Here is a 22,865-nt window from a genome sequence, read left to right as displayed (position 1 = left end):
ACCTCGCCTTTGAGGGCGTGAATCAGTCCAGCGTCACGGCGATTTCGGGGCTGAGTTGATAGCCGGGCGCGAGCGGCAGCGTGTCGCCGCTCCAGAACGAGCCCGGGTCGAACCAGTTGTAGTGCTTCTCCGAGGTGAGCAGGCCCATCTCCTCGTAGGTGATTGCGACGGTCTCGGCGCAGTACGCGGTCTGCAGCCCCACTTGGAGCTTCTCCTGTTTTCTGCGTAGCGTCGCATCGCGAACCTTCTTGTGTACGAACGGAATTCCGCGGGTGAAGTCGGTGACGGCGAGGCGCCCGCGAAACCACCGGCCGGTCAGCCGCGCGGTGCTCGGGAACGGTGTGCCGTCCATGCGGGCGACCACCTTCAACGCGCGGTCCTCCTGCTCGCGGCTGGCATACGGCGTGAGTTGGCGCAGCCAGCAGCGCTGGTGATAGTTGGTGATCCACCGCTCCACCACCTGGCGTGCGTCGTTGAGTTGAACGCCTCGTTGGTTGCGCCCGGTCCACATGTCGGTCAGCTTGTCGCCGAGTTCGGCGTGCCAGATCAGCGGCGGCAGGTCTTCGATCGCCATCGTCATCCCGACGTGGTTGACCGGGCTGTTGGTCAACGACTGAATCGCCCGGTCCGGCCCCGACCGTCCGCGAAACAGCCACAGATCGCCGGTGCGGGTCGCCTCGAGCGCCTGCTCCAACGACACGGTGGTTGGTTTCACATCCGCAGCTTAGGCAGACTGAGCGTCATGCGCGGTATCTGGAAGTGGGTCGGGCTGGCGAGTGTGGCGGGTGTGGTGGCAGGCGGGGCGCTGGTCGCGCGCGATCAGCGGCGCCGCAATTCGTACACACCCGATGACATCAGGGCGCGGCTACACCAGCGGGTGGCCGAGACCAACGCCGACGGTCATGACGCGACGGCATAGAGCCGGTGTGATCCGTTGAACCCCTTGAGTTCGGCGTCGCGGCCGTCGTCGAACTCGATGTCCTCGACGTCGGCTAGCGCGTCGCGCACCACCTCGCTCACTAGCACCTCGCCGCCGTTGGCTTCGTTCGCCACGCGGGCGGCCATCGCGACATTGCGCCCGAACAGGTCGTCACCGCGGCGCACCGACTTACCCATGTGAATGCCCATCCGGACGCGAATACCGTTGGGCGGACGACGAAGTGACTGCTGCACCTCGATGCTGCAGCGCACCGCTTCCTCCGGTTGGGCGAAGGCCACCATGAACCCGTCGCCCTGACTCTTGACCACGTAGCCCGAGTGTTTCTTCACGTGGCGGCGCACCATCTTGTCGTGGCGGCCCAGCAGTCGGACCCAGGCGCGATCACCGATGCGTTCGTTGAGCGCCGTCGACTCCTCGATGTCGGAGAACAGGATCACCATCTTGCCGCTCGGCGAGAGCCGGGCCAGGTCCGGTCGTTCGACCTCGGCCCAGTCCGCAAGGTCCTCGATCGATGATCGCACCGCCGCGCCGAGGCCGTCCTTGCGCAGGATGTTCGCGGTCTGCCACACCTGCTTCACCGCTTCGCGACCGCCGCTGAACAGCATGTTCCTGGTATCCAGACGCCGGTGGGCTTCGTCGAGTTCCTCACGCTGGCGGGTGTAACGGATCCACAGCACGGCCAGCGCGACGGCTTCGGCCGCCGCCACAATCGCCAATACGTAGGCCACGATCTGGGCACCGGTCACCCCCTAAGTATTGGATGCTGAACCGGTGACGTCTGCGGAGCCCCCGTATTACGAGAGTCGCTACATCCGCGCCAACCATCCTGACCTGCCGCAGGCGCTGTGGCTCCGGCAGACGCTGCTGCTCCCCACGGCGGGGGAGGCGGTCGCAGACGTGTGGGTGATGGTCTTCGACCCGGACGGCGCAGGCAACCGCGCGCTCAAGGAGCCGTACCCGATCGAGTCGGCCGACTACGGCTATGAGGACTGGACCGCGCGCATCGCCGCGACCGTCCTCGACGACCGGTCGGCCGAGGGGGTGGTCACCGGTGGGCGCCGCTCGGCGCGGTGGGACCTGCGCATCACGCCGGGCGACGAAGCACCGGTCCGGCTGCTCACCGACCGTGCCTACGCGGCGCGGTTTCCGACCGCCAAGACGACGGTGCGCCATCCCCTCGCGCGCTTCGACGGATTGCTCGAACTCGACGATGTCCGCCTCGTTCTCGACGGCTGGACCGGCAGCGTCAACCACAACTGGGGCACCCGGCACACACCGTCATACGCATATGGGCAGGTCTGCGGGTTCGACGACGCACCGGATACGACGCTCGAGATCGTCACTGCCCGAGCGGCGTTCGGGCCGGTGCTGTTGCCCGGTGTGACGTTGTTCGTGTTTCGGCATGCCGGTCAGGAGTTCGCCGTGCGCTCGATCCGCGGCAGCCTGCAGACCCACGGCCACTACCAGCCGTTCACATGGACGTTCGGCGGGCGGGTCGCCGACCAGATGATCGAGGGCGAGATCGTCACGCAACCGTCCGACGTGATCGGGCTGACGTACACCGACACGGACGGCGCGACGAAATACTGCTACAACTCCGCGATCGCCAGCTGCCGAATCCAGGTGGCGGGTAAGGCGTTCGAGCGCGCCGAGTTGACGGCCAACCGGCGCGCGATGTTCGAGATCCTGACCACTGACCGCCACGAGGCAGTGTCACTGCTCGCCTGACGGCGACTCGAAACTGAACTTCTGCACGAATTCTCGCAACATTTTCGCGCAAAACCTCAGTTTCGGCGCATGCGGCGACCGTGGCGGTCGTGAGTCACCGGCTGACGAATTGCACCACGACTTCGGAGAACGCGTCATTGTCATCGCCGGCGGCGGTGTGCCCGGCCTCGGAGAGCTCGACGAATTCCGCCCGGGGCACCTTCTCCAGGAAGTCCTTGACCCCCGCGGTGCTGACCACGTCGGAGAGTTTCCCGCGGATCAACAGGATCGGGATGGTCAAGCTCATCACCGCGTGCTCGAGCTTCTCCTCGCGGACGAACCGGTCGTCGATCGGCGCGGTGAGAAACGCCGGATCCCAATGCCAGAACCAGCGTCCGTCGCGAAATCGCAGGTTTTTCTTCAGGCCTTCGGGGTTGCGCGGCCGCTTCCGGTACGGCAGATACGCGGCGACCGCGTCGGCCGCCTCGTCGAGGGTCTCGAATCCGTCTATGCCGCTTGACATGAACTCGCGGATGCGCGCGCTGCCGTCCTTTTCGTACCGCGGCACCACGTCGACGAGCACGAGCTTGGTGACCTTTTCGGGTCCCGCAGCGGCGGAAGCCAGCATGCCCGTCATCCCGCCCATGCTCGCGCCGATCAAGGCGACCGGACGCCCGATCTGCTCGATGACCGCGAGCGTGTCAGCACTCAACGCGTCGACGGTGTAGTTGGCGCCCGGCGCCCGGTCGCTGTCGCCGTGTCCCCGGCTGTCCAGCGCGACCACGTGCAGACCCAGAGCGGCCAGAACGTGTCCGGTCTGCTTCCACGAGTAACGGTTCTGGCCGCCTCCGTGCAGCAGCAGGACGGAGGGCTGATGCGTCTGCGCACCACGGTTCCACTCGTCGGCCACCAAGGTGATGTCCTCCGACCCGCGGAACTTAACGGTCTGCGGTTCGCTGTCAGTCGCGCTCACGGCCGTCCTCTCCGGCTCGCCCCGGTGGCTCACGTTACCTACCGGGAATTTCCGTCGATCCCGGTGTCCGTGATGAGAGCGTCAATATACTTTGCGCTCGTGCAGCCCGAGTTTGCCGCCCATGACCGTGAGCGCATCATCGAGGCTGCTTACGCCTGTTTGTCGCAACCACACACGGGACCCGTTCCGGTCGCTGCGATTCTGCAGCGGGCGGAAGTCTCGACCCGCGCTTTCTACCGTCACTTCGAATCCAAGGACGAGTTGTTCCTCGCCATGCTGCGCGAGGAGACCGACGCGTTGGCGCGGCGCCTTGACCGCGTCCTCGAGGAGAAGTCGGGTGCTCCCGCCGAGCAACTCGAAGCCTGGATCGAAGCGATGTTCGGGCTGATCCACGACGAGGAGATGCGGATGCACTTCACCGTCATCGACTCCGACGAGGTCCGCGCGGCCAAGGGCTACCGCGAGACGCGCGAGAAGGCACACGCCGATCGTGAGCGCTCACTGGTGGAGATCCTGCGGCGCGGCCGCGACCACGGATCGTTTCCGCTGGCCGACCCCGAGCAGGATGCGGTAGCCATCAACGCGATCATCAGTCGCGTGTTGATCAGCCAGACCTTCGACGACCACGAGGGTCTGCGCCTGGCCAAGGCCCGCATGCTCGACTTCGCGCTCCGCGCGCTGGGCGCCAGGCAGGTCGTCGCCGAAGAGCGATGATTTCCGAGACCGCACCGGTCCTGCCTGCTGGTTCGCCGTGCGCGAAAGTTAGCCGGTGGCCTTTGTAATGGGGAAACTGCCCTGACTGACGTCGGCGGTTGCTCAACCGCAAAATCCCGATATACGGTTCCCGGACGTCCGGCCGTGTGTACCCTTGCGCCACAGCCATCACGGGCGCGGGTTGTTGGTGTCAGGGAAGGTCGGCGGGCTATGGCAGTGCAGATGGCAGTGCGAAGCGCGCGGGTGGGAGCCGACTGATGGTCGCTGTCAATGCAATTGCAAAGCCTGTGCGCGCGTTCGGCGGCTTCTACTCCATGGCGCTCGACACCTTCGTGTGGATGTTTCGGCCACCTTTCGCTTGGCGCGAGTTCATCTCTCAGTCGTGGTTCGTCGCAAGAGTGTCGATACTGCCGACCCTGATGCTGACCATTCCGTATACGGTGTTGCTGACCTTCACGTTCAATATTCTGTTGGTGGAGTTCGGCGCCGCCGACTTCTCCGGAACGGGCGCGGCGCTCGGAACCGTACGCCAGATCGGGCCGATCGTGACAGTGCTGGTGGTCGCGGGCGCAGGCGCCACCGCCATGTGCGCGGACCTCGGCGCGCGCACCATCCGCGAAGAACTCGATGCGCTGCGGGTAATGGGTGTGAATCCCATTCAGGCGTTGGTCGTTCCACGCGTGGCGGCCGCGACCCTGGTGTCGCTCGCCCTGTCGGCGACCGTGATCCTCGTCGGGCTGGCCGGCGCATACTTCTTCGTGGTCTACATTCAGAACGTCTCACCGGGTGCGTTCGCCGCCGGTCTGACGTTGCTCATCGGGACCACCGACGTCATCATCGCGTTGCTCAAGGCCGCGCTGTTCGGCTTGTCCGCCGGCATGATCGCTTGCTACAAGGGCATTTCCGTCGGCGGAGGGCCTGCCGGCGTCGGCAACGCGGTCAACGAGACCGTGGTCTTCACGTTCATGGCGCTGTTCGCGATCAACATCGTCGCGACCGCGGTCGCGGTGAAGGTGACGATGTGACTGTTTCACGGCCGCATTCCCAGTTCCCCTGGCTGAAAGCCCGGTTCAAGAGCGTCGCCGATCCATGGAACCGAGTCGGGATGCAAGCCAAGTTCTTCGGCCGCACCCTGACGTCGATCCGCTACACCGTCGTGCACTACCAGGTCGAGTTGATCCGGATCATCGCCCAGATGGGCCTTGGGGCCGGGGCGCTCATCATCATCGGCGGCACGGTGGCCATCGTCGGCTTCCTCACCGTGACGACCGGCGCCCTGGTGGCGGTGCAGGGCTACACCGACTTCTCCGAGATCGGCGTCGAGGCACTGACCGGTTTCGCCTCGGCGTTCTTCAACGTGCGGCTGATCGCGCCGGCGACGACGGCGGTGGCGTTGTCGGCCACCATCGGCGCGGGCGCCACCGCGCAACTGGGCGCCATGCGGATCAACGAGGAGGTCGATGCGCTGGAAGTGATGGGCATCCGAAGCATCGCCTACCTCGCATCGACGCGGGTCGTCGCCGGCTTCCTGGTCGTGATCCCGCTGTACTGCGTCGGCGTGATCGCCGCGTTCTGGGCGGCACGCTTCGGCACCACCGTGATCTACGGTCAGTCGACGGGCGTGTACGACCACTACTTCAGGACGTTCCTCAACCCCACGGATCTGATGTGGTCGTTCGGTCAAACCATCGCGCTCTCAGTGATGATCATGCTCGTACACACCTACTACGGCTACACCGCGCGAGGTGGACCCGCGGGCGTCGGTGAGGCCGTCGGGCGGGCGGTGCGCACCTCGCTCATCGTCTCGGCCTTCGTGCTGGTGATGCTGTCGCTCGCTGTCTACGGTCAATCCGGCAACTTCAACCTGGCCGGTTGATCATGGACATCGAAGACGAAGGCCTGCACCCCGCGTGGTGGACGTTGATCCTCGTGGTCATACTCGCCGCCGCCATCTGGCTGACGTACGCCCTGTTCGTCGGCGCCTTCAGGGCGACCGAGACGGTCACGCTGACATCTGACCGCTCGGGTCTGGTGATGGAAACCGACGCCAAGGTCAAGTTGCGCGGCGTGCAGGTCGGTCGGGTCTCCGCAATCCAGGGTGGCAGCCAGCCGGTGGCGTTGAAGCTGGAGATCGACAAGGACAAGCTCCAGTTCATCCCGTCCAACGTCGAGGCGCAGATCCGGGCGACGACGGTGTTCGGGGCCAAGTTCGTCGATTTGATCTATCCGAACGATCCGAGTTCACAGCACCTGGCCGCCGGTCAGGTGATCGAGTCGCGCAACGTCACCGTCGAAGCCAACACGGTGTTTCAAAACATCGTCGACGTGCTCGAACAGATCGACCCGGCCAAGCTCAACAGCACGCTGTACGCGCTCGCCGAGGGGGTCCGGGGTCAGGGCGAGCTGATCGGTCAGGCCACCACTGACGCGAATCAGGTTCTGCTCGAAGTCAATCCGCGCTACGAGACGGTGACCGCCGACTTGCGCGCGCTGCGGGATTTCAACGACACGTACAGCGCTGCGGCACAGGACATTCTGAGCACCTTGGACGCGCTCAGCACGACGAGCACCACGATCACCGCCCAGGCCAGCCAATTGGACGCGCTGCTGATGGCCACCATCGGGCTCTCCAACAGCGGAATCAACCTGCTGGCGCCGAACCAGGCGAACCTGATCAAGTCCATCAACGTGCTCGAGCCGACGACGAACCTGCTGTACAAGTACAGCCCGGAGTACACCTGCCTGCTGACCGGCGCGAAGACCCTGCTGGACACCGGCGGGTACGACGCGCCGGGTGGTAACGGCCGGACCCTGGTGCTGGATGTGGCCCTGGGCGTCGGTGACGACCCGTACCGATACCCCAATCACCTGCCGATCGTCGGCGCCAAAGGCGGGCCGGGCGGTAAGCCAAGTTGCGGCTCGCTGCCCGACGTCGCGCAGAACTGGCCAGTGCGCAACCTCGTCACCAACACCGGGTTCGGCACCGGAATCGACTGGCGGCCCAACCCCGGCATCGGTTTCCCCGGATACGCCAACTATCTGCCGACCACCCGTGCGGTGCCCGAACCGCCGAGCGTGCGCAACCTGTTCGGCGGACCCGCGATAGGTCCGATCCCGTACCCGGGAGCCCCGGCTTACGGTGCCGATCTGTACGCCGACGACGGCACCCCACTGTGGCCGGGCCTGCCGGCCGCACCGCCGCCGATGGCACCGCGGGATCCCGGTCCCACACCGGGTTCGGAGCCGTTCATCGTCCACTCGCCGGCCCAGGTGCAGCCCACGCCGCTGCGACCGACACCGCTGCCGACGCCGGCACGACCGGGCCCCCCGTTCGGATGATCCACGACGCCATGAGAGGTGACACGCCATGTCCAGCATGAACGCCAGGGTTCGCCGAGACGCGGTGCGTCTCGGCGTGTTCCTGGCTGTCTGCCTGCTCGGCGTGTTCGGACTGTTCGCGGTCTTCGGCGAGATGCGCTTCGGGGAGGCCACCAACAGCTATGTCGCCGAGTTCACCAATGTCACCGGCCTGGAGAACGGGGACTTCGTGCGCATCGCCGGCGTCGAGGTCGGCAGCGTGGAAAAGGTTGCCATTCAACCGGATACCACCGCACGGGTCGAGTTCAACGCGGACCAGTCGGTGGTGCTGACCGAAGGCAGCAGGGCCGTCATCCGATACGACGACCTCATCGGCGGCCGTTATCTGGCACTCGAGGAGGGCGTGGGCGGAGTCAAGAAGCTCGAGCCCGGCGGCACGATTCCGTTCGCCCGCACGTCTCCGGCGCTCGACCTCGACGCGCTGATCGGCGGCTTCCGCCCGCTGTTCCGTGCACTGGATCCAGATCAGGTCAACGCGCTGTCGAGTCAGCTGATCCACGCGCTACAGGGGCAGGGCGCGACCATCAACTCGTTCCTGTCCCAGACCGCAGCGCTGACAACGACTTTGGCGGACCGGGACCGGCTGATCGGGGACGTCATCGTCAACCTCAACGTGGTGCTGGGGTCGCTCGGCGACCAGAACGACCAGTTCGCGAAGGCCGTCGACGCGCTCAGCGAACTGGTCGGGACGCTCGCGGAACGCAGAGCGGACATCAGCAACGGGCTGGCGTACACCAACGAAGCGGCCGGAACCGTCGCGGACCTGTTGGACCAGGCCCGGCCACCGTTGCGCAAGGCGGTCCAGGAAACGGACCGTGCTGCGGGGATCGTGGTGGCTGACCACGAGTACTTCGACAACCTGCTGAACACCCTGCCGGATGCCCATCAAGCGCTGGCGCGGCAAGGGCTTTACGGCGATTTCTTCAACTTCTATCTCTGCGACATCGTGCTCAAACTCAATGGCAAGGGCGGCCAGCCGGTGTACGTGAAAGTCGCCGGGCAGTCCACCGGGAGGTGTGCGCCGCGATGAGGTCCTTCTCGGAACGGAATCAGACCGTCATCGGAGCTATCGGGCTCGCGTTGACGATCGGCATCGTGCTCGGGGCGCTGAACTACGACCGGCTGCCGTTCTTGCAGGGCAGCGAGTACTCGGCCTACTTCGCCGAGGTGGGCGGGCTGCAAGCCGGTAAGGCCGTGCGTGTTTCGGGATTCGAGGTCGGCCGGGTCAAATCGATCGAGCTGGACGGACCGCGCGCCCTGGTGACGTTCACCGTCGACAGCGACATCCGGCTGGGTGATCGCACCGAGGCGGCGATCAAGACCGAGGGGCTGCTGGGCACGAAGATCCTCGAGGTCACCTCCCGCGGCGACGGCCGGCAGGAGGGCACGATCCCGCTCGACCGCACGAGGTCGCCCTATGAGCTGCCAGATGCGCTGGGCGAGTTGGCCACGGCGATCAGCGGTTTGAACACCGACCAGTTGTCCGAATCGCTGCGGGTGTTGTCGGCCACGTTCTCCGACACTCCACCGGAGTTGAAGATCGCGATCGAGGGCGTGGCGCGGTTCTCCGACACGCTGAACGAACGTGACGCCCAGTTGCGCGGGCTGCTCGGCAACGCCGACAAGGCCACCAAGGTGCTGGCCGAGCGCAGCAATCAGATCGTGAGTCTGGTGACCGACACCAACGCGCTGCTGGCTGAGCTGCAAAACCAAAGCGCCGCACTCGATGAGATCTCGGGCAACATCTCGGCGCTCAGCGGGCAGCTGCAGGGTTTCATCGGCGAGAACCGCGAAACCCTTCGGCCCGCTTTGGACAAGCTCAACGGCGTGCTGACGATCATCGACAATCGCAAGGAACGCGTGCAGAAGTCGCTCTCGTTGCTGACCGACTATGTGATGTCGCTGGGTGAATCGGTGTCGGGCGGCCCGTTCTTCAAGAACTACGTCGCCAATCTGTTGCCCGGCCAGTTCCTTCAGCCGTTCATCGATGCCGCATTCTCCGACCTCGGCCTGGATCCCAATGTGAAGCTGCCGTCCGAGCTGTCCGACCCGCAGGTCGGTCAGCCGGGTACACCGGCGCTGCCGGTGCCCTTCCCGCGGACAGGTCAAGGCGGTGAACCGCGGCTGACGGTCCCCGACGCCATCACCGGCAATCCCGGCGATCAGGCGTGTGGGCCGCCCGGGCTGCCGTTGCCGGGGCCCGGCTGCTATCCATACCGCGAGCCGCTGCCGGCACCGCCCCCAGGCGGGCCGCCGCCGGGACCGCCCGCCGAGGCGCCGCCGGCCATGCGCTCGACCGCGGACCCGACACCATCTCCGGTCGCGGTGCCCGCTCCCGGTGGGCAGGCCCACCTTTCATCGTCGGAGGCCGGACGATGACGCGGGGTGCGCGCATCATGTTGGCCGTTGCGCTGGTCGTGATACTCGCCGCCGGCGCTGTCGTGTTGTTGCGCAACACCGGAGCGATCAACCGCACACACGTCGTCGCCTACTTCGACAACGCCAACGGCATCTACCCCGGCGACGACGTCAACATCGTCGGCGTCCCCGTCGGCAAGATCGAATCCATCGAACCGCAGCCCGACCGGGTCAAGATCTCGTTCTGGTACGACAGCAAGCACAAGGTGCCTGCCGACGCCAAGGCCGCGATCCTGTCGCCGACATTGGTGACAGCGCGCGCCATCCAACTGACCCCGCCCTACAGCGGCGGACCGGTGATGGGCGACGACACGGTGATCCCGCAGTCGCGCACCGCCGTTCCGGTGGAATGGGACGAGGTCCGACAACAGTTGCAGAAGCTCGCCGAGACGCTGCAGCCCACCGAGCCCGGCGATGTCAGCCCGTTGGGATCGGTCATCAACACCACCGCCGACAACCTGCGCGGTGAAGGCGCCAACATCCGCGACACCGTCATCAAGCTGTCGCAGGCCGTGACCGCGCTTGGCGATCACAGCACCGACATCTTCTCCACGGTCAAGAACCTGGCGACCCTGGTCTCGGCACTGCAGGACAGCACCGACGTGATGCGTCAGCTCAACCAGAACCTCGCGTCCGTGACCGGACTGCTGGCCAACGATCCCGGCGAAGTCGCCGACGCGCTGCGCGACCTCAACAACGTCGTCGGGGAAGTGCAGACCTTCGTCGCCGACAACCGTGAAGCGCTGGGCACCACGTCGGACAAGCTGGCGGGGGTGACCCAGGCGCTGACCGACAGCCTTGGCGAGCTCAAGCAGTTCCTGCACGTGGCCCCCAACACGCTGCAGAACTACGTCAACATCTGGCAGCCCGCCCAGGGGGCGGTGAGCAGCTTGCCGATGCTCAACAACTTCGCCAACCCGATTTCGTTCCTGTGCGGCGGAATTCAGGCCGCATCCCGGCTGAATGCCGAGCAGTCGGCGAAGCTGTGCGTGCAGTACATGGCGCCGATCCTGAAGAACCGCCAGTACAACTTCCTGCCCATCATGCAAAACGTCTTCTCCGGTGCCACGACGCGGCCCAATGAGCTGACCTACAGCGAGGACTGGCTGCGGCCGGATTACATTCCGCCGCAACCTGTCCCACCCGCAGCACCGCCGCCTCCGTCGGCGCAGGCGGCACCACCCGCACCGGCCGGCCCGCCGCTGGCGGCCGAGGCGCCGGTCTCGACGAACCCGGCCGACGGTCTGCACGGCATGATGGTGCCCCAGGGGGTCGGCCCATGATGCGGCGCAGGATTTTTCGTCCAGTAGCGGTGGTGGCCGTGTCGGCGGCGCTGCTGTCGGGCTGTTCCGACTGGCAGGGGCTGAACTCGCTTCCGTTGCCGGGCGTCGAGGGCACCGGCCCGGGTGCGTTCACGATTCAGGCGCAGATGCCCGACGTGGACAACATCGAGCCGAATTCCCGTGTCCGGGTTGCCGATGTGAACGTCGGCACCGTGCGCAGGATCGAGCGTCAGGGCTGGCATGCGCTGGTGACGATGGAACTCAACGGTGACGTCGAACTGCCCGCCAATGCGACGGCCAAGCTGGGGCTGACAAGCCTGTTGGGGTCGTTGCACATCGAGTTGGCCCCGCCGACCGACGCGCCCCCGACGGGCAAGCTGAAAGAGGGCTCGCTGATTCCGCTCGAGTCGTCGAGTGCCTACCCGAGCACCGAACAGGCGCTGGCCGCAGTGGCGCTGCTGCTCAACGGCGGCGGGATCGGCAATATCTACGACATCACCGAAGCGCTCAGTGTCGCGTTCACCGGCCGCGAGAACGACCTGCGCAGCCTCATTGAGCAGCTCGACATCGCGATCGGGCACCTCGATGACCAGAAGCAGGACATCATCGAGGCCACCGAGAGCCTGAACAATCTGATGGGTCAGATCGCCGAGCAGAAGCCGGTGGTGGACAAGGCCTTACGAACCATTCCCGATGCCCTGGTCGTGCTCAGGGATCAGCGGCAGAACCTGGCTGAGGTGCTGACCCAGCTGGGTAGGTTCAGCGCGTTGGCCGCCGACTCGATCAACCAGACCAAAGACGCTCTGGTGCAAGAGCTCAAGGACCTGGGCGTGGTGCTGGAGGAGTTGGCCGATGCCGGTCCCGCGTTGACCCGCGCGCTGAGCTTCTTGCCGACTTTCCCGTTCCCGAAGGAGACGTTGCTCAATTGGATGCGCGGCGACTACGCGAACCTGACGTTGGTCGTCGACCTGACGTTGAGCAGAATCGATTCGGCCTTCTTCACCGGAACGCGGTTCGAGTGCAACCTGACCTGGCTGGAGCTGCAGTGGGGCCGCACCATCGGCCAGTTCCCGAGCCCGTGCAACCACCATGTGCCGCCACCGGGCGGCAACCCGTTGGTCGCTCCGTATCGCTGGGATCAGGGGCCGTAGCATGCGAATGACCCGTCAGATCCTCATTCAGATGGCCATCTTCTCGGCCATCGCGATCATTGCGTTGAGCGTCATGATCTTTGGGTACATGCGGTTGCCGACTCTGCTCGGCGTGGGGCAGTACCGTGTCACGCTCGAATTGCCGGAGACCGGCGGGCTGTATCCGCGGGGCAACGTCACCTACCGCGGTGTGCAGGTCGGTGAGGTGAAAAGCGTCGATCTCACCGACAGGGGAGTCGAGGCGGTGCTGTCGCTGGACTCCGACGTCAGCATCCCCGCCGACCTCGAAGCCGAGGTGCACAGCGTGTCCGCCGTCGGCGAGCAGTACGTCCAGCTGCTCCCCCGTAGCGGCGATGGTCCGGAGTTGAGGGACGGCGATGTGATCCCGTTGGACCGCACCAGGGTTCCGACGGATATCAATACGGTGCTCGACGATACGGCCCGGGGACTGCAGGCGATTCCGCAAGAGAACTTGAGGACCGTCGTCGACGAGGCCTATACCGCGGTGGGCGGGCTCGGCCCCGAACTGCGCCGGCTGGTCCAGGGGAGCGCCACGCTGGCCATTGATGCCCGCAAGAACCTCGACCCGCTGCTCACACTGATCGACGAGTCCAAGCCGATACTTGACACCCAGACCGAGACTTCCGGCTCCATTCAGGCGTGGGCGGCGAACCTGGCGAGCATCAGCGGTCAACTGCAGAGCCAGGATCCGGCGGTGTCGGGAATCCTGGCCAAGGGGCCGGGGGCCGCCGACGAGGTGCGCGCCCTGTTCGAACGACTGCAGCCGACCCTGCCGATCGTGTTGGCCAACCTGGTCAGCATCGGAGAGGTGGCTCTCGCTTACCAGCCGAGCCTCGAGCAGCTGCTGGTCTTGTTGCCGCAGGGCACCGCGGTCACACAGGCGGTGGGCGTGCACAAGCGCAATACCAAGCAGGACTACATGGGCGACTCGCTCATCTTCAACCTCAATGCGATCCTGCCCGCGCTGCCCGCGCCGCTGCCGCTGCCGCCGCAGAACCTGCCGCCGCCGTGTACGACGGGGTTCCTGCCCGCCCAGCAGCAGCGCGTGCCGGTCTTCGAGGACTACCCCGACCGGCCGGTGGGCGATCTGTATTGCCGGACGCCGCAGGATGCGCCGTTCAACGTCCGTGGCGCGCGCAACCTGCCGTGTATCACGGTGCCGGGCAAGCGGGCTCCGACGTGGCAGATGTGCGAGAGCAACGAGCAGTACGTGCCGCTCAACGACGGCTACAACTGGAAAGGTGATCCGAACGCGACCCTCTCGGGGCAGCCGATCCCGCATGTGCCCCCGGATGTGCCCGTCGCCATCACGCCGCCTCCGCCGGGTACGCCGCCGCTGCCCGTCGCGGCCGCCGAATATGACCCCGCTTCCGGCGAATACGTGGGACCGGACGGCAAGGTGTACACCCAGTCCAACCTGGCAAACGGTGCGGCCGGCGAGCGGCCGTGGCAGTCGATGCTCGTCCCGCCGGGGAGCTGACGCTGAACTTTGCAGCATCGATACCGGCGCGGACGTGTGCCGTTTCGCGGGCAGGTTCCGACGCTATGGTGTCGGACACGTAAGTTGTAGTCGACCTGTCTACCCGACCACGACCTGGCCCGTGGGCCGCAGAGGAACTTAGATGGCAGACGAGACCACACCCGGCAAGGACGCCGCGGCCGAAGGTCCCGAGTCCACGACACCTGCCGAGACGGCACCGGCTGCTTCGGTGACACCCGCTGCTTCGACGACACCGACTGCGTCGACAACAGAGGCCGCCGACACGACAGAGGCCGCCGACACGACAGAGGCTGCCGGAGGCGCCGAGGATTACGACGCCGCCGAGGATGAAGCGGAGCCCGCCCCGCTTAAGGCGCCGATGTCGCACGTCCGGTTGGCGACGATCGTCGGCCTGGTGGTCGTGGTGGCCCTCGCGGCGCTGACGGGCTGGCTCGGATACCGGGCGTACGAGTCGCGGCAGGCCGAGGATCTGCGCAACCTCTTCCTGCAGGTCGGTCGGCAGGGCGCGCTGAACCTCACGACGATCAGCCACGAGCACGCTGAGCAGGATGTGCAACGTGTCCTGGACTCGTCGACCGGAACGTTCTACGACGATTTCCAGGCCCGCGCGCAACCGTTCGTCGAGGTCGTCAAGCAGGCGCAGTCGAAGTCGGAGGGCGAGATCGCCGAGGCGGGGATCGAGTCGTTGAACGACAACGAGGCCAAGGTTCTGGTCGCGGTGACCGTCAACACGACCAATGCCGGTGCGCCCGAGCAGGCGCCGCGGTCCTGGCGGATGAGGATCTCGGTGCAGAAGACCGGCGAGGACGAGGCCAAGATTTCGAATGTGGAGTTCGTACCGTGAGCAATAGACATCGACTTCCGCGGCGCAAGCGAAACAACGACGCCACCGACGAGGCCGCCGAGAAGGGCACGACGCCGGCATCCGAGGCGGTCGAGCTGACGGAATCGACGGCCGAGACGACGGCCGCGCCTGCGGAGAAGACCGAGGCAGTGGAGAAGACCACGGCCGCGGAGGACCCCCCGGCGGCCGAAACGACCGAGTCAGCGGAGACGACCGAGCCCGCCACGAGCGAGCCGGCCACGACCGAGCCGGCCACGACCGAGCCGGCCACGACCGAGCCCGCCACGACCGAGCCCGCCGGCAAGGGAGGCATCAACTGGGCCCGCGTCTTCGCCTTCGGCGTGCTGCCCGCCCTCGCGCTGCTGCTGGCAGGCGGAGCCGGTTATCTGAAGTGGGTCGACAACTCCGTGCGCAACGCGGACGCGGCGCGCGCCGAATCGGTCCAGGCCGCCAAAGACAGCACGGTGGCGATGCTGTCGTACAAGCCGGACACCGTCGAACAGCAGCTCAACGATGCACGCTCCCTGTTGACAGGCGAGTTCGAGGAGTCCTACACCGGGCTCATCAACGACGTGGTGATCCCCGGCGCACAGCAGAAGCAGATCTCCGCAGTGGCTTCCGTTCCGGCGGCCGCATCCGTGTCGGCCGACTCCGAGGAGGCTGTGGTCCTGGTGTTCGTCAACCAGACCGTGGTCATGGGGCAGGACGCGCCGACGGATACCGCCTCGAGCGTGCGGGTGACGTTGGAAAAGATCGACGGCGACTGGCTCATCTCGAAGTTCGAGCCGGTGTAGGGGCGTAGTGGCCGAACCCGAACTCATCGATGTCGATGCGCCGGGCGTACGGCTGCGCGCCCTCAGCTGGGGCACCGTCGGTGCGCCGATTGCACTGTGCCTGCACGGTTTTCCCGACACCGCGCACGGATGGCGCAACATCGCACCGCTGTTGGTCGACGCGGGATGGCGGGTGGTGGCGCCGTTCATGCGAGGCTACGCACCGTCGTCGACCGCATCCGACGGCAGCTACCACGTCGGCGCGTTGATGGACGATGCGCTGCGGGTGCTCGACGCGGCCGGACCGACCGGCCGCGACGTGCTGATCGGGCATGACTGGGGAGCGATCGCCGGTGCCGGGCTCGCCGCGATGCCCGACAGCCCGTTCTCGAAGGCCGTCATCATGTCGGTGCCGTTTGCCGCGGCGTTCCGACCCCTGGGCAAGACGCCGGATGCGGGCCGGCTCGCCGCACAGTTGCCCCGCCAGTTACTCCGCAGCTGGTACATCATGTACTTCCAATTACCCGGCCTTCCCGAGCGATCCGCGTCGTGGGTGGTGCCCCGGTTGTGGCGCCAGTGGTCGCCGGGTTACGACGCCACCGAGGACGTCGCCCACGTTCTCGACGCGATCGGTGCGCCCGAGAACTGGCGTGCCGCGCTCGGGTACTACCGGGCCACCGTGCGCAACAGCAAGCCGCCCGCGCAGTACGCTCAACTGCACCGGCATTGGCTCTCGGCGCCGCAGCTTCCGACTCTGTACCTGCATGGCACCGACGATGGTTGTGCCTCAGCGGATTACACCCGGTGGGTCCGGCGGCTTCTGCCGGAAGCTAGAGAGGTCGCCACCGTCGAGCGGGCCGGTCACTTCCTGCAGCTGGAACAGCCGGATGCCGTCGCGGGGCACATCGTCGACTTCATCGGCTCGACGCGCGCTTAGCCTGGGGGACATGGGGCGACGACTGGCTGCGGTAGATGCGCAGACGTATTGGATGTCGGCGAAGATTCCCAGCGATCAGTTTCTGCTCTACGGTTTCGCGGGGGACGTTGCCGATGTCGAGTCGGCCCTAGCGCGAATCCGTGCCCGGGCGCGGGGCTGTACCGAGTTACGCCTGCGGGTGCGTGACGGCAATCCGCTGACATATCCGCGGTGGGTGCCCGCGGACGTCTCGCCGAACCAGTTCGTGATGCATGCCGCGGGGGCCAGTTGGGCGGGCTGTCTGGCGATCGTGGCGGGGTTGTTGAGCTCGGACCAACTCGATCCGCGGATCATGGCATGGCGAATCCACGTCTTCCCGGCTGTCGAGGATGTTCCGGGAGCGGGACTCGGAACGGTAGCGGCGGTGCAGGTGGCGCACGCGCTCGGGGACGGTGTGCGGTCATCGGCGTTGGCTGCGTGGCTGTTCGGGAGACGAGAGATCGTGCCGAATGTTGCGGCGCCAGAGCGGTTTCTAGGGTCGAGACTGCCGTGGCGCGGTTGTGCTGCCGCGCGGGCTCACCTTGGGTTGGTGCGAGATACGTCGGCGGGATTGGTTCCGCCGCAGGCGGATTCGCGTCCTGCGCTGCGGAGCAATGCGCGACCGGAAGGCTTGCGCAGCATCCGGACGGTGGTGATGCGGCGTTCACAGATGCCAGGGCCCACGGTGACGACTGGCGCATTGGCCGCGGTGTCCGAGGCGTTGGCCGCGCACTTGCGGGAGTTCGGTGATGACACATCGCTGCTGGGCGCCGAGGTGCCGATGGCGAAGACGGGCGAGCGGCGCGCCCACAATCACTTCGGCAATGTGGGTGTGGACCTGTATCCGGATCTGCCATTCCATGAACGTGCTGCGCGCATTGCCAAGGACCTGGAGCAACGCCGGCGCAGGGCCGCCCATCCGGCGATGGTTGCGTCTGGTAGGGCGTCCGCTGCGGTGCCGGCATCGTTATTGCGTTATGGCATAGAAAAATTCGATATGACACTGCGTTCCCCGACGGTCACCGGGAACACCGTCGTCTCCAGCGTGAACCGTGGGCCTGACGATTTGCAGTTTGGAAGTTCGCCCGTCGTCCTGACGGCCGGATTTCCGGGGCTGTCTCCGATGATGGGCGTGACGCACGGCGTACACGGCATCGGAGACACCATCGCCGTCAGCGTGCATGCGGCCGAGTCGGCGATCGGCGACATCGACTCTTACGCCGAGAGATTGGAGGCGGCCTTGACCGCCGAACACCCCTAGAAGGGTGGGGGTTTGTTGCGTTCGGCCATGAGTTGGTCGACGATGGTTTGGTTGTGGCGGCGTTCGTCGGTGATGGCTTGATGGCGGGCTTGGGTGCGGGTTTGTTTGCGGCGCGGCATTTTCAGGGTGCGCGCCTGGCTGGCGTCGCCGTTGCTGTCGGTGTCGGCTGTGTGGTCGACGATGGCGGGGGGGGTGTGGCGGCACAGTTGGGGAAACAGCATTCGGCTACCGGGGTGGGTGGTGTAGGTCTGGCCCTCGCGTGAGGTCCACTCGACTCTGCCGTCGGGGTATTGCTTGTCGCGCCAGCCGGCGAAGGTTTTCAACAGATGATGTTGGCGGCATAAGCATTTGAGGTTGGCGGCTTGGGTGGGTCCGGCGGGGTAGGCGATGGTGTGGTCGAGATCGCAGTCGGTGGCGGCCACGTCACAGCCGGGGAACCGACACGTCATATCGCGGCAGCGCACGAACCACGCCAGCTTGGCTGAGGGCCGGTAGCGCGGTTCGGGCCCGGCCTGCCCGGGATGGATGAGGGGTTGGTGGGTGGCGGTGGCGGCCAGCTTGCCGGCCAGCAGCGGGGCCGGCAGCAGGCCCTTGCCCATCAGATAGCCCGGGTCGGTGGCGGCCGGCCCGGCGGGTTCGGGCTCTTGGCTGTAGGACACGTGCCCGTCGAGCATGGCCGGGGTGTCATCGCCCAGTGAGTCTTCGCGCGCGATCACATGGACCACGACCGTGCTGGGGGTGGGTGCGGCAGCGTCGCAGTCAGCGCGCCCGCACGCGCAGGCCAGCCGCTCAGCACCATGGCCGATGGCGCCCAAGGCATCAGAGCGGCGTTGTTCGGCGGTGCGCGGGTCGTGGGCGCAGACCGCGGCGGCCATGGCGTCCAGGCGGGCATCGAGGGCGTCGGCGTCGGTGGCCACCAGTGTGCCTTCGATGGTGGCAGTGCCTGATCCGTCGGCGGGGTTGTGGATGTCGATGTGGCGTCCGCGCGCGGCGTATTCGGCGCGCCGCACGGCGGCGGGGTCGTAGCGGTCCACGCAGGTGTCGATGGCGGTGTGCAGCTTTTCCGTGGACAGGGTGGCCCATCCGCTGAGGTGGGTGGCCAGCTCGTTGTCGAGTTTTCTCAGCGCGCCCGCATCGCGCACCAGGCGGCTGCGGTGGGCCACTGCGGCCACGGTGCGGTAAGTGATGGCCCCAGTGGCGAACACCTCGGCCACGCGCGGTAAGCGCCGGCGTAGGTCATCGGCGAGCAGTAGTTGGTGAGAGGCCACTCCCAGGGAGACGCCTTGGGCGGCGGCGACCTCGGCGGCGGCGATGGTCCAGTTGTCGATGCACCACTGTTCGCGATCGACGGCCCCGGCTTCGACGATCAAACGTTCCAGGACGTCGGCGGCCGCGGCCAGCCGGCGCGCGCAGGCGGCGTTTTCCACCCGCGCCCACGCCCCGATCACACCCGCACCCCGGGCACCGTCGGCGGCGGCCACCAACTCTTCGAACATGTGATCGAATCTATCGACCCGGACGTTGCGCAACCAGCGGATAGAGCGCATCTGGGGATGAACCCCAACTTGGGGATAACCCGCGTGCGGGCGGATGCCGAGAGCTGGGGATACCTGGTTCACGCGACGGGGGCGAACAAGGTCGGCTGGAACGCGGAGGGCCGGGTACGCACGCACGGCGTGGGGGTGACGACCACTCGATCATGCGAGGGGGCTGGGCAGTGGCTTAACACATGGCCTAGATTTTGTTGCATGACTGCCTACGACGTCGGAGTGCTGATCCTGCGCGTGGTTCTGGGCCTGACCATGGCCGCCCACGGCTACAACAAGTTCTTCGGACCCGGAGGCCTCAGCGGCACTGCCGGGTGGTTCGACAGCATGGGGATGAAGCCGGGCAAGTTCCACGCCCGAGTCGCCGCGACGACCGAGATGGCGGCCGGCATCGGGCTCGCGCTCGGCCTGCTCACCCCGATACCCGCCGCGGGCTTCGTGGCGCTCATGCTCGTCGCCGCGTGGACCGTGCACCGGGCCAACGGCTTCTTCATCGTCAAGGAAGGTTGGGAGTACAACCTCGTGCTCGCCGCCGCTGCCGTCGGCATCGCGACGATCGGCGCGGGCAAGCTCAGCCTCGACCACCTGCTGTTCAGCTCGACGAGCTTCTACGACCTGCTGCACGGGTGGTGGGGTCTGGTCATCTCGCTGGGTCTCGGCCTGCTCGGCGGCATCGGTCAGCTGGCGATCTTCTACCGGCCGCCCGCCAAGACCGACGCCTGACGACAGCCCGGCGCAATACCGCACCTACATAGCTAGAACACGTTCTAGTCTGTGTTCCCATGGGGTTCTTGAAACAGGACGCGCCTGTCGTCGATTACGAGGAGTGGAGTAAGGGCAGCCGCGCCGAGAAGATCGTGCCCATGGCCCGGCACTGGGCCGAGGTGGGATTCGGGACGCCGGTGGTCCTGCACCTGTTCTACGTCGTCAAGATCCTGCTCTACATCCTCGGCGCATGGCTGATCGCGATCAGCACCACGGGGATCGATGGGTTCACCAACGTCGCCTCCTGGTACAACGAGCCGATCGTGTTCGAGAAGGTCGTGCTGTACACGATGCTGTTCGAGGTCGTCGGCCTCGGCTGCGGCTTCGGACCACTCAACAACCGCTTCTTCCCGCCGATGGGCTCGATCCTGTACTGGTTGCGGCCGAACACGATTCGGCTGCCTCCGTGGCCGACCCGGATCCCGTTGACCAAAGGCGACACCCGCACACCGTTCGACGCGTTGCTCTACGCCGCCCTACTGGTGCTGCTCGTCGTGGCGCTGTTCTCCGACGGGACCGGACCGATACCCGAACTGGGGACGACGGTCGGCGTGTTGCCGGTGTGGCAGATCGCTGCCATCCTCGGCGTTCTTGCCGTGCTGGGCCTGCGCGACAAGGTGATCTTCCTGGCTGCCCGCGGCGAGGTGTACGCCTCGCTCGCGGTCTGCTTCCTGTTCGCCGGGCCCGACATCATCATCGCGGCCAAACTCGTGTGCCTGACGATCTGGCTCGGCGCAGCGACGTCGAAGCTCAACAAACACTTCCCATTCGTCATCTCCACGATGATGAGCAACAACCCGGTGTTCCGGCCCAAGTGGATCAAACGCAAGTTCTTCGAACGCTTTCCGGACGACCTGCGACCCGGGCGCGCATCACGGTGGCTGGCGCATTTCAGCACGGCGATCGAAGGCCTGGTTCCGCTGGTGCTGTTCTTCTCCAACGGGGGCTGGCCGACCTACAGCGCCGCGTTCGTGATGTTGGTCTTCCACTTCGGCATCCTGTCCTCGATTCCGATGGGCGTGCCGCTGGAGTGGAACGTCTTCATGATGTTCGCGGTCCTGGCGCTCTTCGTGGGACATCCGGGCATCGGCCTCGGCGACCTGCAGAGTCCATGGCCGATCGTCTTGTTCGCCGTCGTCGCGGGCACCGTGATTCTCGGAAACCTGTTCCCGCGCAAGGTGTCCTTCCTGCCGGGCATGCGCTACTACGCGGGCAACTGGGACACCGGGCTGTGGTGTGTGAAACCGTCAGCCTCGGCGAAGATCGAGGAGAACGTCGTCTCGATCGCGAGCATGCCGCAGGCGCAGATGGAGCGGTACTACGGCAGCCCCGAGACCGCCCAGATGTATCTCTACATGGGATACGCCTTCCGCGCGTTCAACTCTCACGGTCGCGCCATGTTCACCCTCGCCCACCGGGCGATGGCCGGGCACAACGAGGACGACTATGTGCTGACCGACGGTGAGCGCATCTGCAGCACCGCGATCGGCTGGAACTTCGGCGACGGCCATATGCACAACGAACAACTCATCGAGGCCCTGCAGAAGCGCTGCAATTTCGAGCCGGGAGAAATCATCGTCGTGCTGATCGACGGGCAGCCGATCCACCGGCAGACCCAGCAGTATCGGTTGGTCGACGCCGCGACAGGGGAATTCGAGCGGGGCTACATCCGCGTCGCCGACATGGTCACCCGCCAGCCGTGGGACGACACCGTTCCCGTCCACGTCACGTGGCAGAAGGACAGCGCTGACGCTCCCTAGCCCATGACGTCGCGGACCTGGACATCCTCGAGTCCCTGCAACAGCAGTTCCCGCGCGGTGTCGAGGTGCTTGCGCCAATGTGCTTCAGCGGCCGCGCCGTCGCCGGACCTCAACAGCTGCATTAACTTCCGGTACGAACGCATCAACTTGTCGAAGTCGGCACGGGAGACCGGCCGACGTTCCTTGAACAGGAATGCGTTGTGGCGCACCGTGATCTCGTGCAGCATGCCGGCGATGATGGACAGGGTCGCGTTGCCCGACAACTCGACGACGCGCCTGTGGAAGTCGCCCGTCGTCTCGGCCAGGGTGTCGTTCTGCCAGCCGGAGGGCACGTGCTCTTCGAGCAGGCCGTCGAGCTCGTCGAACGCCTCGGCCGAACCGGACTCGGCCAGAAGCCGCACCGCCATCGGTTCGATTCCGGCGCGCGCCGTCATCAGGTCGGCGATCGTCGCGCCGGACAACTCGAGCAGCAAGCCGGCGGGGCGGGCGACGATCTCGGGGCCGGGCACGCGAACGCGGGCGCCGGTGCGCGACCCGCGCCGCACCTCGACGAGGCGTTCGGACTCCAGGACCCGGACGGCCTCCCGCAAGGTCGGCCGGCTCACCCCGAAGTGGGCCATCAGCTCCGCTTCGTTGGGGAGGAAGTCGCCGTCCTTGAGTTGGCCGTCGACCACCATGCGGCGCAGCGTTCCGGCGACGAGTTCGGCGGTCTTCGGTGACCGCACCGTCGTTCCGGCGCCGACGCCGTCCGGGCCGATCATCGGCGCCAGCGGTGTACTTCGAGCCACTCCCACTCCCACGTTGCGGCTGACCGAGCGGCCAGCTGTACAACTCAGTAAACCATGTGTAGTGGATACTTCGAGCAATCCGACTT

22 protein-coding genes are annotated in these 22,865 nt (G+C 66.3%); 17 read left to right on the top strand and 5 right to left on the bottom strand.

Features of this window, described 5'->3' with window-relative positions; all coding sequences use genetic code 11:
- Window positions 1-22: 22 nt before the first annotated feature.
- Window positions 23-700 carry a guanylate cyclase gene (locus tag CEX88_RS07055; RefSeq protein WP_094293099.1) on the bottom strand — a complete coding sequence of 226 codons (678 nt, stop codon included), beginning with the start codon at window positions 698-700 and terminating at the stop codon, window positions 23-25.
- Between the two features lie 42 nt (window positions 701-742).
- On the opposite strand from CEX88_RS07055, the gene CEX88_RS07050 reads away from it, so the two are divergent.
- The gene (locus tag CEX88_RS07050) at window positions 743-919 is read left to right on the top strand and encodes a hypothetical protein (protein WP_094292931.1); all 177 of its coding nucleotides are present in this window, start codon (window positions 743-745) and stop codon (window positions 917-919) included.
- On the opposite strand, the gene CEX88_RS07045 is transcribed toward CEX88_RS07050, so the two are convergent.
- On the bottom strand, window positions 901-1,686 hold the full coding sequence (locus CEX88_RS07045) for an adenylate/guanylate cyclase domain-containing protein (protein WP_094292930.1): 786 nt from the start codon (window positions 1,684-1,686) through the stop codon (window positions 901-903). The genes CEX88_RS07050 and CEX88_RS07045 overlap by 19 nt on opposite strands.
- A 25-nt stretch (window positions 1,687-1,711) precedes the next feature.
- On the opposite strand from CEX88_RS07045, the gene CEX88_RS07040 reads away from it, so the two are divergent.
- A complete protein-coding gene (locus tag CEX88_RS07040) occupies window positions 1,712-2,668 on the top strand; it encodes a hypothetical protein (protein WP_094292929.1) in 957 nt (318 codons plus the stop codon).
- A gap of 94 nt (window positions 2,669-2,762) precedes the next feature.
- On the opposite strand, the gene CEX88_RS07035 is transcribed toward CEX88_RS07040, so the two are convergent.
- Window positions 2,763-3,620: an alpha/beta fold hydrolase gene (locus CEX88_RS07035; RefSeq protein WP_094293098.1), complete on the bottom strand. Its 858-nt coding sequence runs from the start codon at window positions 3,618-3,620 to the stop codon at window positions 2,763-2,765.
- 99 nt (window positions 3,621-3,719) lie between these two features.
- Between CEX88_RS07035 and CEX88_RS07030 the strand changes: the two genes are divergently transcribed.
- The 13 genes from CEX88_RS07030 to CEX88_RS06970 all read left to right on the top strand — a co-directional run bounded on the left by CEX88_RS07030 (window position 3,720) and on the right by CEX88_RS06970 (window position 17,919).
- Entirely contained in the window at window positions 3,720-4,334 is a 615-nt protein-coding gene (locus CEX88_RS07030) for a TetR/AcrR family transcriptional regulator (RefSeq protein ID WP_238381978.1), read from the top strand.
- A gap of 257 nt (window positions 4,335-4,591) precedes the next feature.
- Window positions 4,592-5,359: an MlaE family ABC transporter permease gene (locus CEX88_RS07025; RefSeq protein ID WP_064397605.1), complete on the top strand. Its 768-nt coding sequence runs from the start codon at window positions 4,592-4,594 to the stop codon at window positions 5,357-5,359.
- Entirely contained in the window at window positions 5,356-6,210 is an 855-nt protein-coding gene (locus CEX88_RS07020) for an ABC transporter permease (protein WP_064397607.1), read from the top strand. The genes CEX88_RS07025 and CEX88_RS07020 overlap by 4 nt, the downstream gene beginning before the upstream one ends.
- Window positions 6,211-6,212: 2 nt before the next feature.
- Window positions 6,213-7,673 carry an MCE family protein gene (locus CEX88_RS07015; protein WP_094292928.1) on the top strand — a complete coding sequence of 487 codons (1,461 nt, stop codon included), beginning with the start codon at window positions 6,213-6,215 and terminating at the stop codon, window positions 7,671-7,673.
- Window positions 7,674-7,710: 37 nt separating this feature from the next.
- Complete coding sequence (locus CEX88_RS07010; RefSeq protein WP_066847593.1) at window positions 7,711-8,742, top strand: virulence factor Mce family protein; 1,032 nt, start codon at window positions 7,711-7,713, stop codon at window positions 8,740-8,742.
- The gene (locus CEX88_RS07005) at window positions 8,739-10,091 is read left to right on the top strand and encodes an MCE family protein (RefSeq protein ID WP_066847596.1); all 1,353 of its coding nucleotides are present in this window, start codon (window positions 8,739-8,741) and stop codon (window positions 10,089-10,091) included. The genes CEX88_RS07010 and CEX88_RS07005 overlap by 4 nt, the downstream gene beginning before the upstream one ends.
- On the top strand, window positions 10,088-11,413 hold the full coding sequence (locus tag CEX88_RS07000; RefSeq protein ID WP_094292927.1) for a virulence factor Mce family protein: 1,326 nt from the start codon (window positions 10,088-10,090) through the stop codon (window positions 11,411-11,413). Before CEX88_RS07005 ends, CEX88_RS07000 begins: the two co-directional genes overlap by 4 nt.
- On the top strand, window positions 11,410-12,564 hold the full coding sequence (locus CEX88_RS06995) for an MCE family protein (protein WP_420799197.1): 1,155 nt from the start codon (window positions 11,410-11,412) through the stop codon (window positions 12,562-12,564). Before CEX88_RS07000 ends, CEX88_RS06995 begins: the two co-directional genes overlap by 4 nt.
- A gap of 1 nt (window position 12,565) precedes the next feature.
- Window positions 12,566-14,065 carry an MCE family protein gene (locus tag CEX88_RS06990; protein WP_068195451.1) on the top strand — a complete coding sequence of 500 codons (1,500 nt, stop codon included), beginning with the start codon at window positions 12,566-12,568 and terminating at the stop codon, window positions 14,063-14,065.
- 142 nt (window positions 14,066-14,207) lie between these two features.
- Complete coding sequence (locus tag CEX88_RS06985) at window positions 14,208-14,930, top strand: Mce protein (RefSeq protein WP_094292926.1); 723 nt, start codon at window positions 14,208-14,210, stop codon at window positions 14,928-14,930.
- The gene (locus CEX88_RS06980) at window positions 14,927-15,724 is read left to right on the top strand and encodes a hypothetical protein (protein ID WP_420799196.1); all 798 of its coding nucleotides are present in this window, start codon (window positions 14,927-14,929) and stop codon (window positions 15,722-15,724) included. The genes CEX88_RS06985 and CEX88_RS06980 overlap by 4 nt, the downstream gene beginning before the upstream one ends.
- 7 nt (window positions 15,725-15,731) lie before the next feature.
- Window positions 15,732-16,640 (top strand): alpha/beta fold hydrolase, encoded by a 909-nt coding sequence (locus CEX88_RS06975; protein ID WP_094292925.1) that lies wholly within the window; start codon window positions 15,732-15,734, stop codon window positions 16,638-16,640.
- Between the two features lie 10 nt (window positions 16,641-16,650).
- Window positions 16,651-17,919, top strand: coding sequence for a WS/DGAT/MGAT family O-acyltransferase (locus tag CEX88_RS06970; protein WP_094292924.1), 1,269 nt, complete (start codon window positions 16,651-16,653; stop codon window positions 17,917-17,919).
- Here CEX88_RS06970 and CEX88_RS06965 read toward each other — a convergent pair.
- Complete coding sequence (locus tag CEX88_RS06965) at window positions 17,916-19,415, bottom strand: HNH endonuclease signature motif containing protein (RefSeq protein ID WP_094292923.1); 1,500 nt, start codon at window positions 19,413-19,415, stop codon at window positions 17,916-17,918. The genes CEX88_RS06970 and CEX88_RS06965 overlap by 4 nt on opposite strands.
- Window positions 19,416-19,667: 252 nt before the next feature.
- On the opposite strand from CEX88_RS06965, the gene CEX88_RS06960 reads away from it, so the two are divergent.
- Window positions 19,668-20,189 (top strand): DoxX family protein, encoded by a 522-nt coding sequence (locus CEX88_RS06960; RefSeq protein ID WP_064397629.1) that lies wholly within the window; start codon window positions 19,668-19,670, stop codon window positions 20,187-20,189.
- 59 nt (window positions 20,190-20,248) lie between these two features.
- Window positions 20,249-21,991 (top strand): DUF3556 domain-containing protein, encoded by a 1,743-nt coding sequence (locus CEX88_RS06955; RefSeq protein WP_094292922.1) that lies wholly within the window; start codon window positions 20,249-20,251, stop codon window positions 21,989-21,991.
- Here CEX88_RS06955 and CEX88_RS06950 read toward each other — a convergent pair.
- A complete protein-coding gene (locus CEX88_RS06950; RefSeq protein ID WP_064397634.1) occupies window positions 21,988-22,779 on the bottom strand; it encodes a FadR/GntR family transcriptional regulator in 792 nt (263 codons plus the stop codon). The two genes, CEX88_RS06955 and CEX88_RS06950, sit on opposite strands and share 4 nt — an antisense overlap.
- Window positions 22,780-22,865: the final 86 nt, after the last annotated feature.

The sequence above is a fragment of the Mycobacterium neumannii genome, assembly GCF_002245615.1.
GTDB lineage: Bacteria > Actinomycetota > Actinomycetes > Mycobacteriales > Mycobacteriaceae > Mycobacterium > Mycobacterium neumannii_A.
This window is presented reverse-complemented; position numbering and strand designations above follow the sequence as displayed.

What these genes read in the sequence shown, in the direction of transcription:
- CEX88_RS07050 (WP_094292931.1), top strand. Translation starts at nt 743, where the DNA reads ATGCGCGGTATCTGGAAGTGGGTCGGGCTGGCGAGTGTGGCGGGTGTG.
- CEX88_RS07025 (WP_064397605.1), top strand. Translation starts at nt 4,592, where the DNA reads ATGGTCGCTGTCAATGCAATTGCAAAGCCTGTGCGCGCGTTCGGCGGC.
- CEX88_RS07015 (WP_094292928.1), top strand. Translation starts at nt 6,213, where the DNA reads ATGGACATCGAAGACGAAGGCCTGCACCCCGCGTGGTGGACGTTGATC.
- CEX88_RS07010 (WP_066847593.1), top strand. Translation starts at nt 7,711, where the DNA reads ATGAACGCCAGGGTTCGCCGAGACGCGGTGCGTCTCGGCGTGTTCCTG.
- CEX88_RS07005 (WP_066847596.1), top strand. Translation starts at nt 8,739, where the DNA reads ATGAGGTCCTTCTCGGAACGGAATCAGACCGTCATCGGAGCTATCGGG.
- CEX88_RS07000 (WP_094292927.1), top strand. Translation starts at nt 10,088, where the DNA reads ATGACGCGGGGTGCGCGCATCATGTTGGCCGTTGCGCTGGTCGTGATA.
- CEX88_RS06995 (WP_420799197.1), top strand. Translation starts at nt 11,410, where the DNA reads ATGATGCGGCGCAGGATTTTTCGTCCAGTAGCGGTGGTGGCCGTGTCG.
- CEX88_RS06990 (WP_068195451.1), top strand. Translation starts at nt 12,566, where the DNA reads ATGCGAATGACCCGTCAGATCCTCATTCAGATGGCCATCTTCTCGGCC.
- CEX88_RS06985 (WP_094292926.1), top strand. Translation starts at nt 14,208, where the DNA reads ATGGCAGACGAGACCACACCCGGCAAGGACGCCGCGGCCGAAGGTCCC.
- CEX88_RS06970 (WP_094292924.1), top strand. Translation starts at nt 16,651, where the DNA reads ATGGGGCGACGACTGGCTGCGGTAGATGCGCAGACGTATTGGATGTCG.
- CEX88_RS06965 (WP_094292923.1), bottom strand. Translation starts at nt 19,415, where the DNA reads ATGTTCGAAGAGTTGGTGGCCGCCGCCGACGGTGCCCGGGGTGCGGGT.
- CEX88_RS06960 (WP_064397629.1), top strand. Translation starts at nt 19,668, where the DNA reads ATGACTGCCTACGACGTCGGAGTGCTGATCCTGCGCGTGGTTCTGGGC.
- CEX88_RS06955 (WP_094292922.1), top strand. Translation starts at nt 20,249, where the DNA reads ATGGGGTTCTTGAAACAGGACGCGCCTGTCGTCGATTACGAGGAGTGG.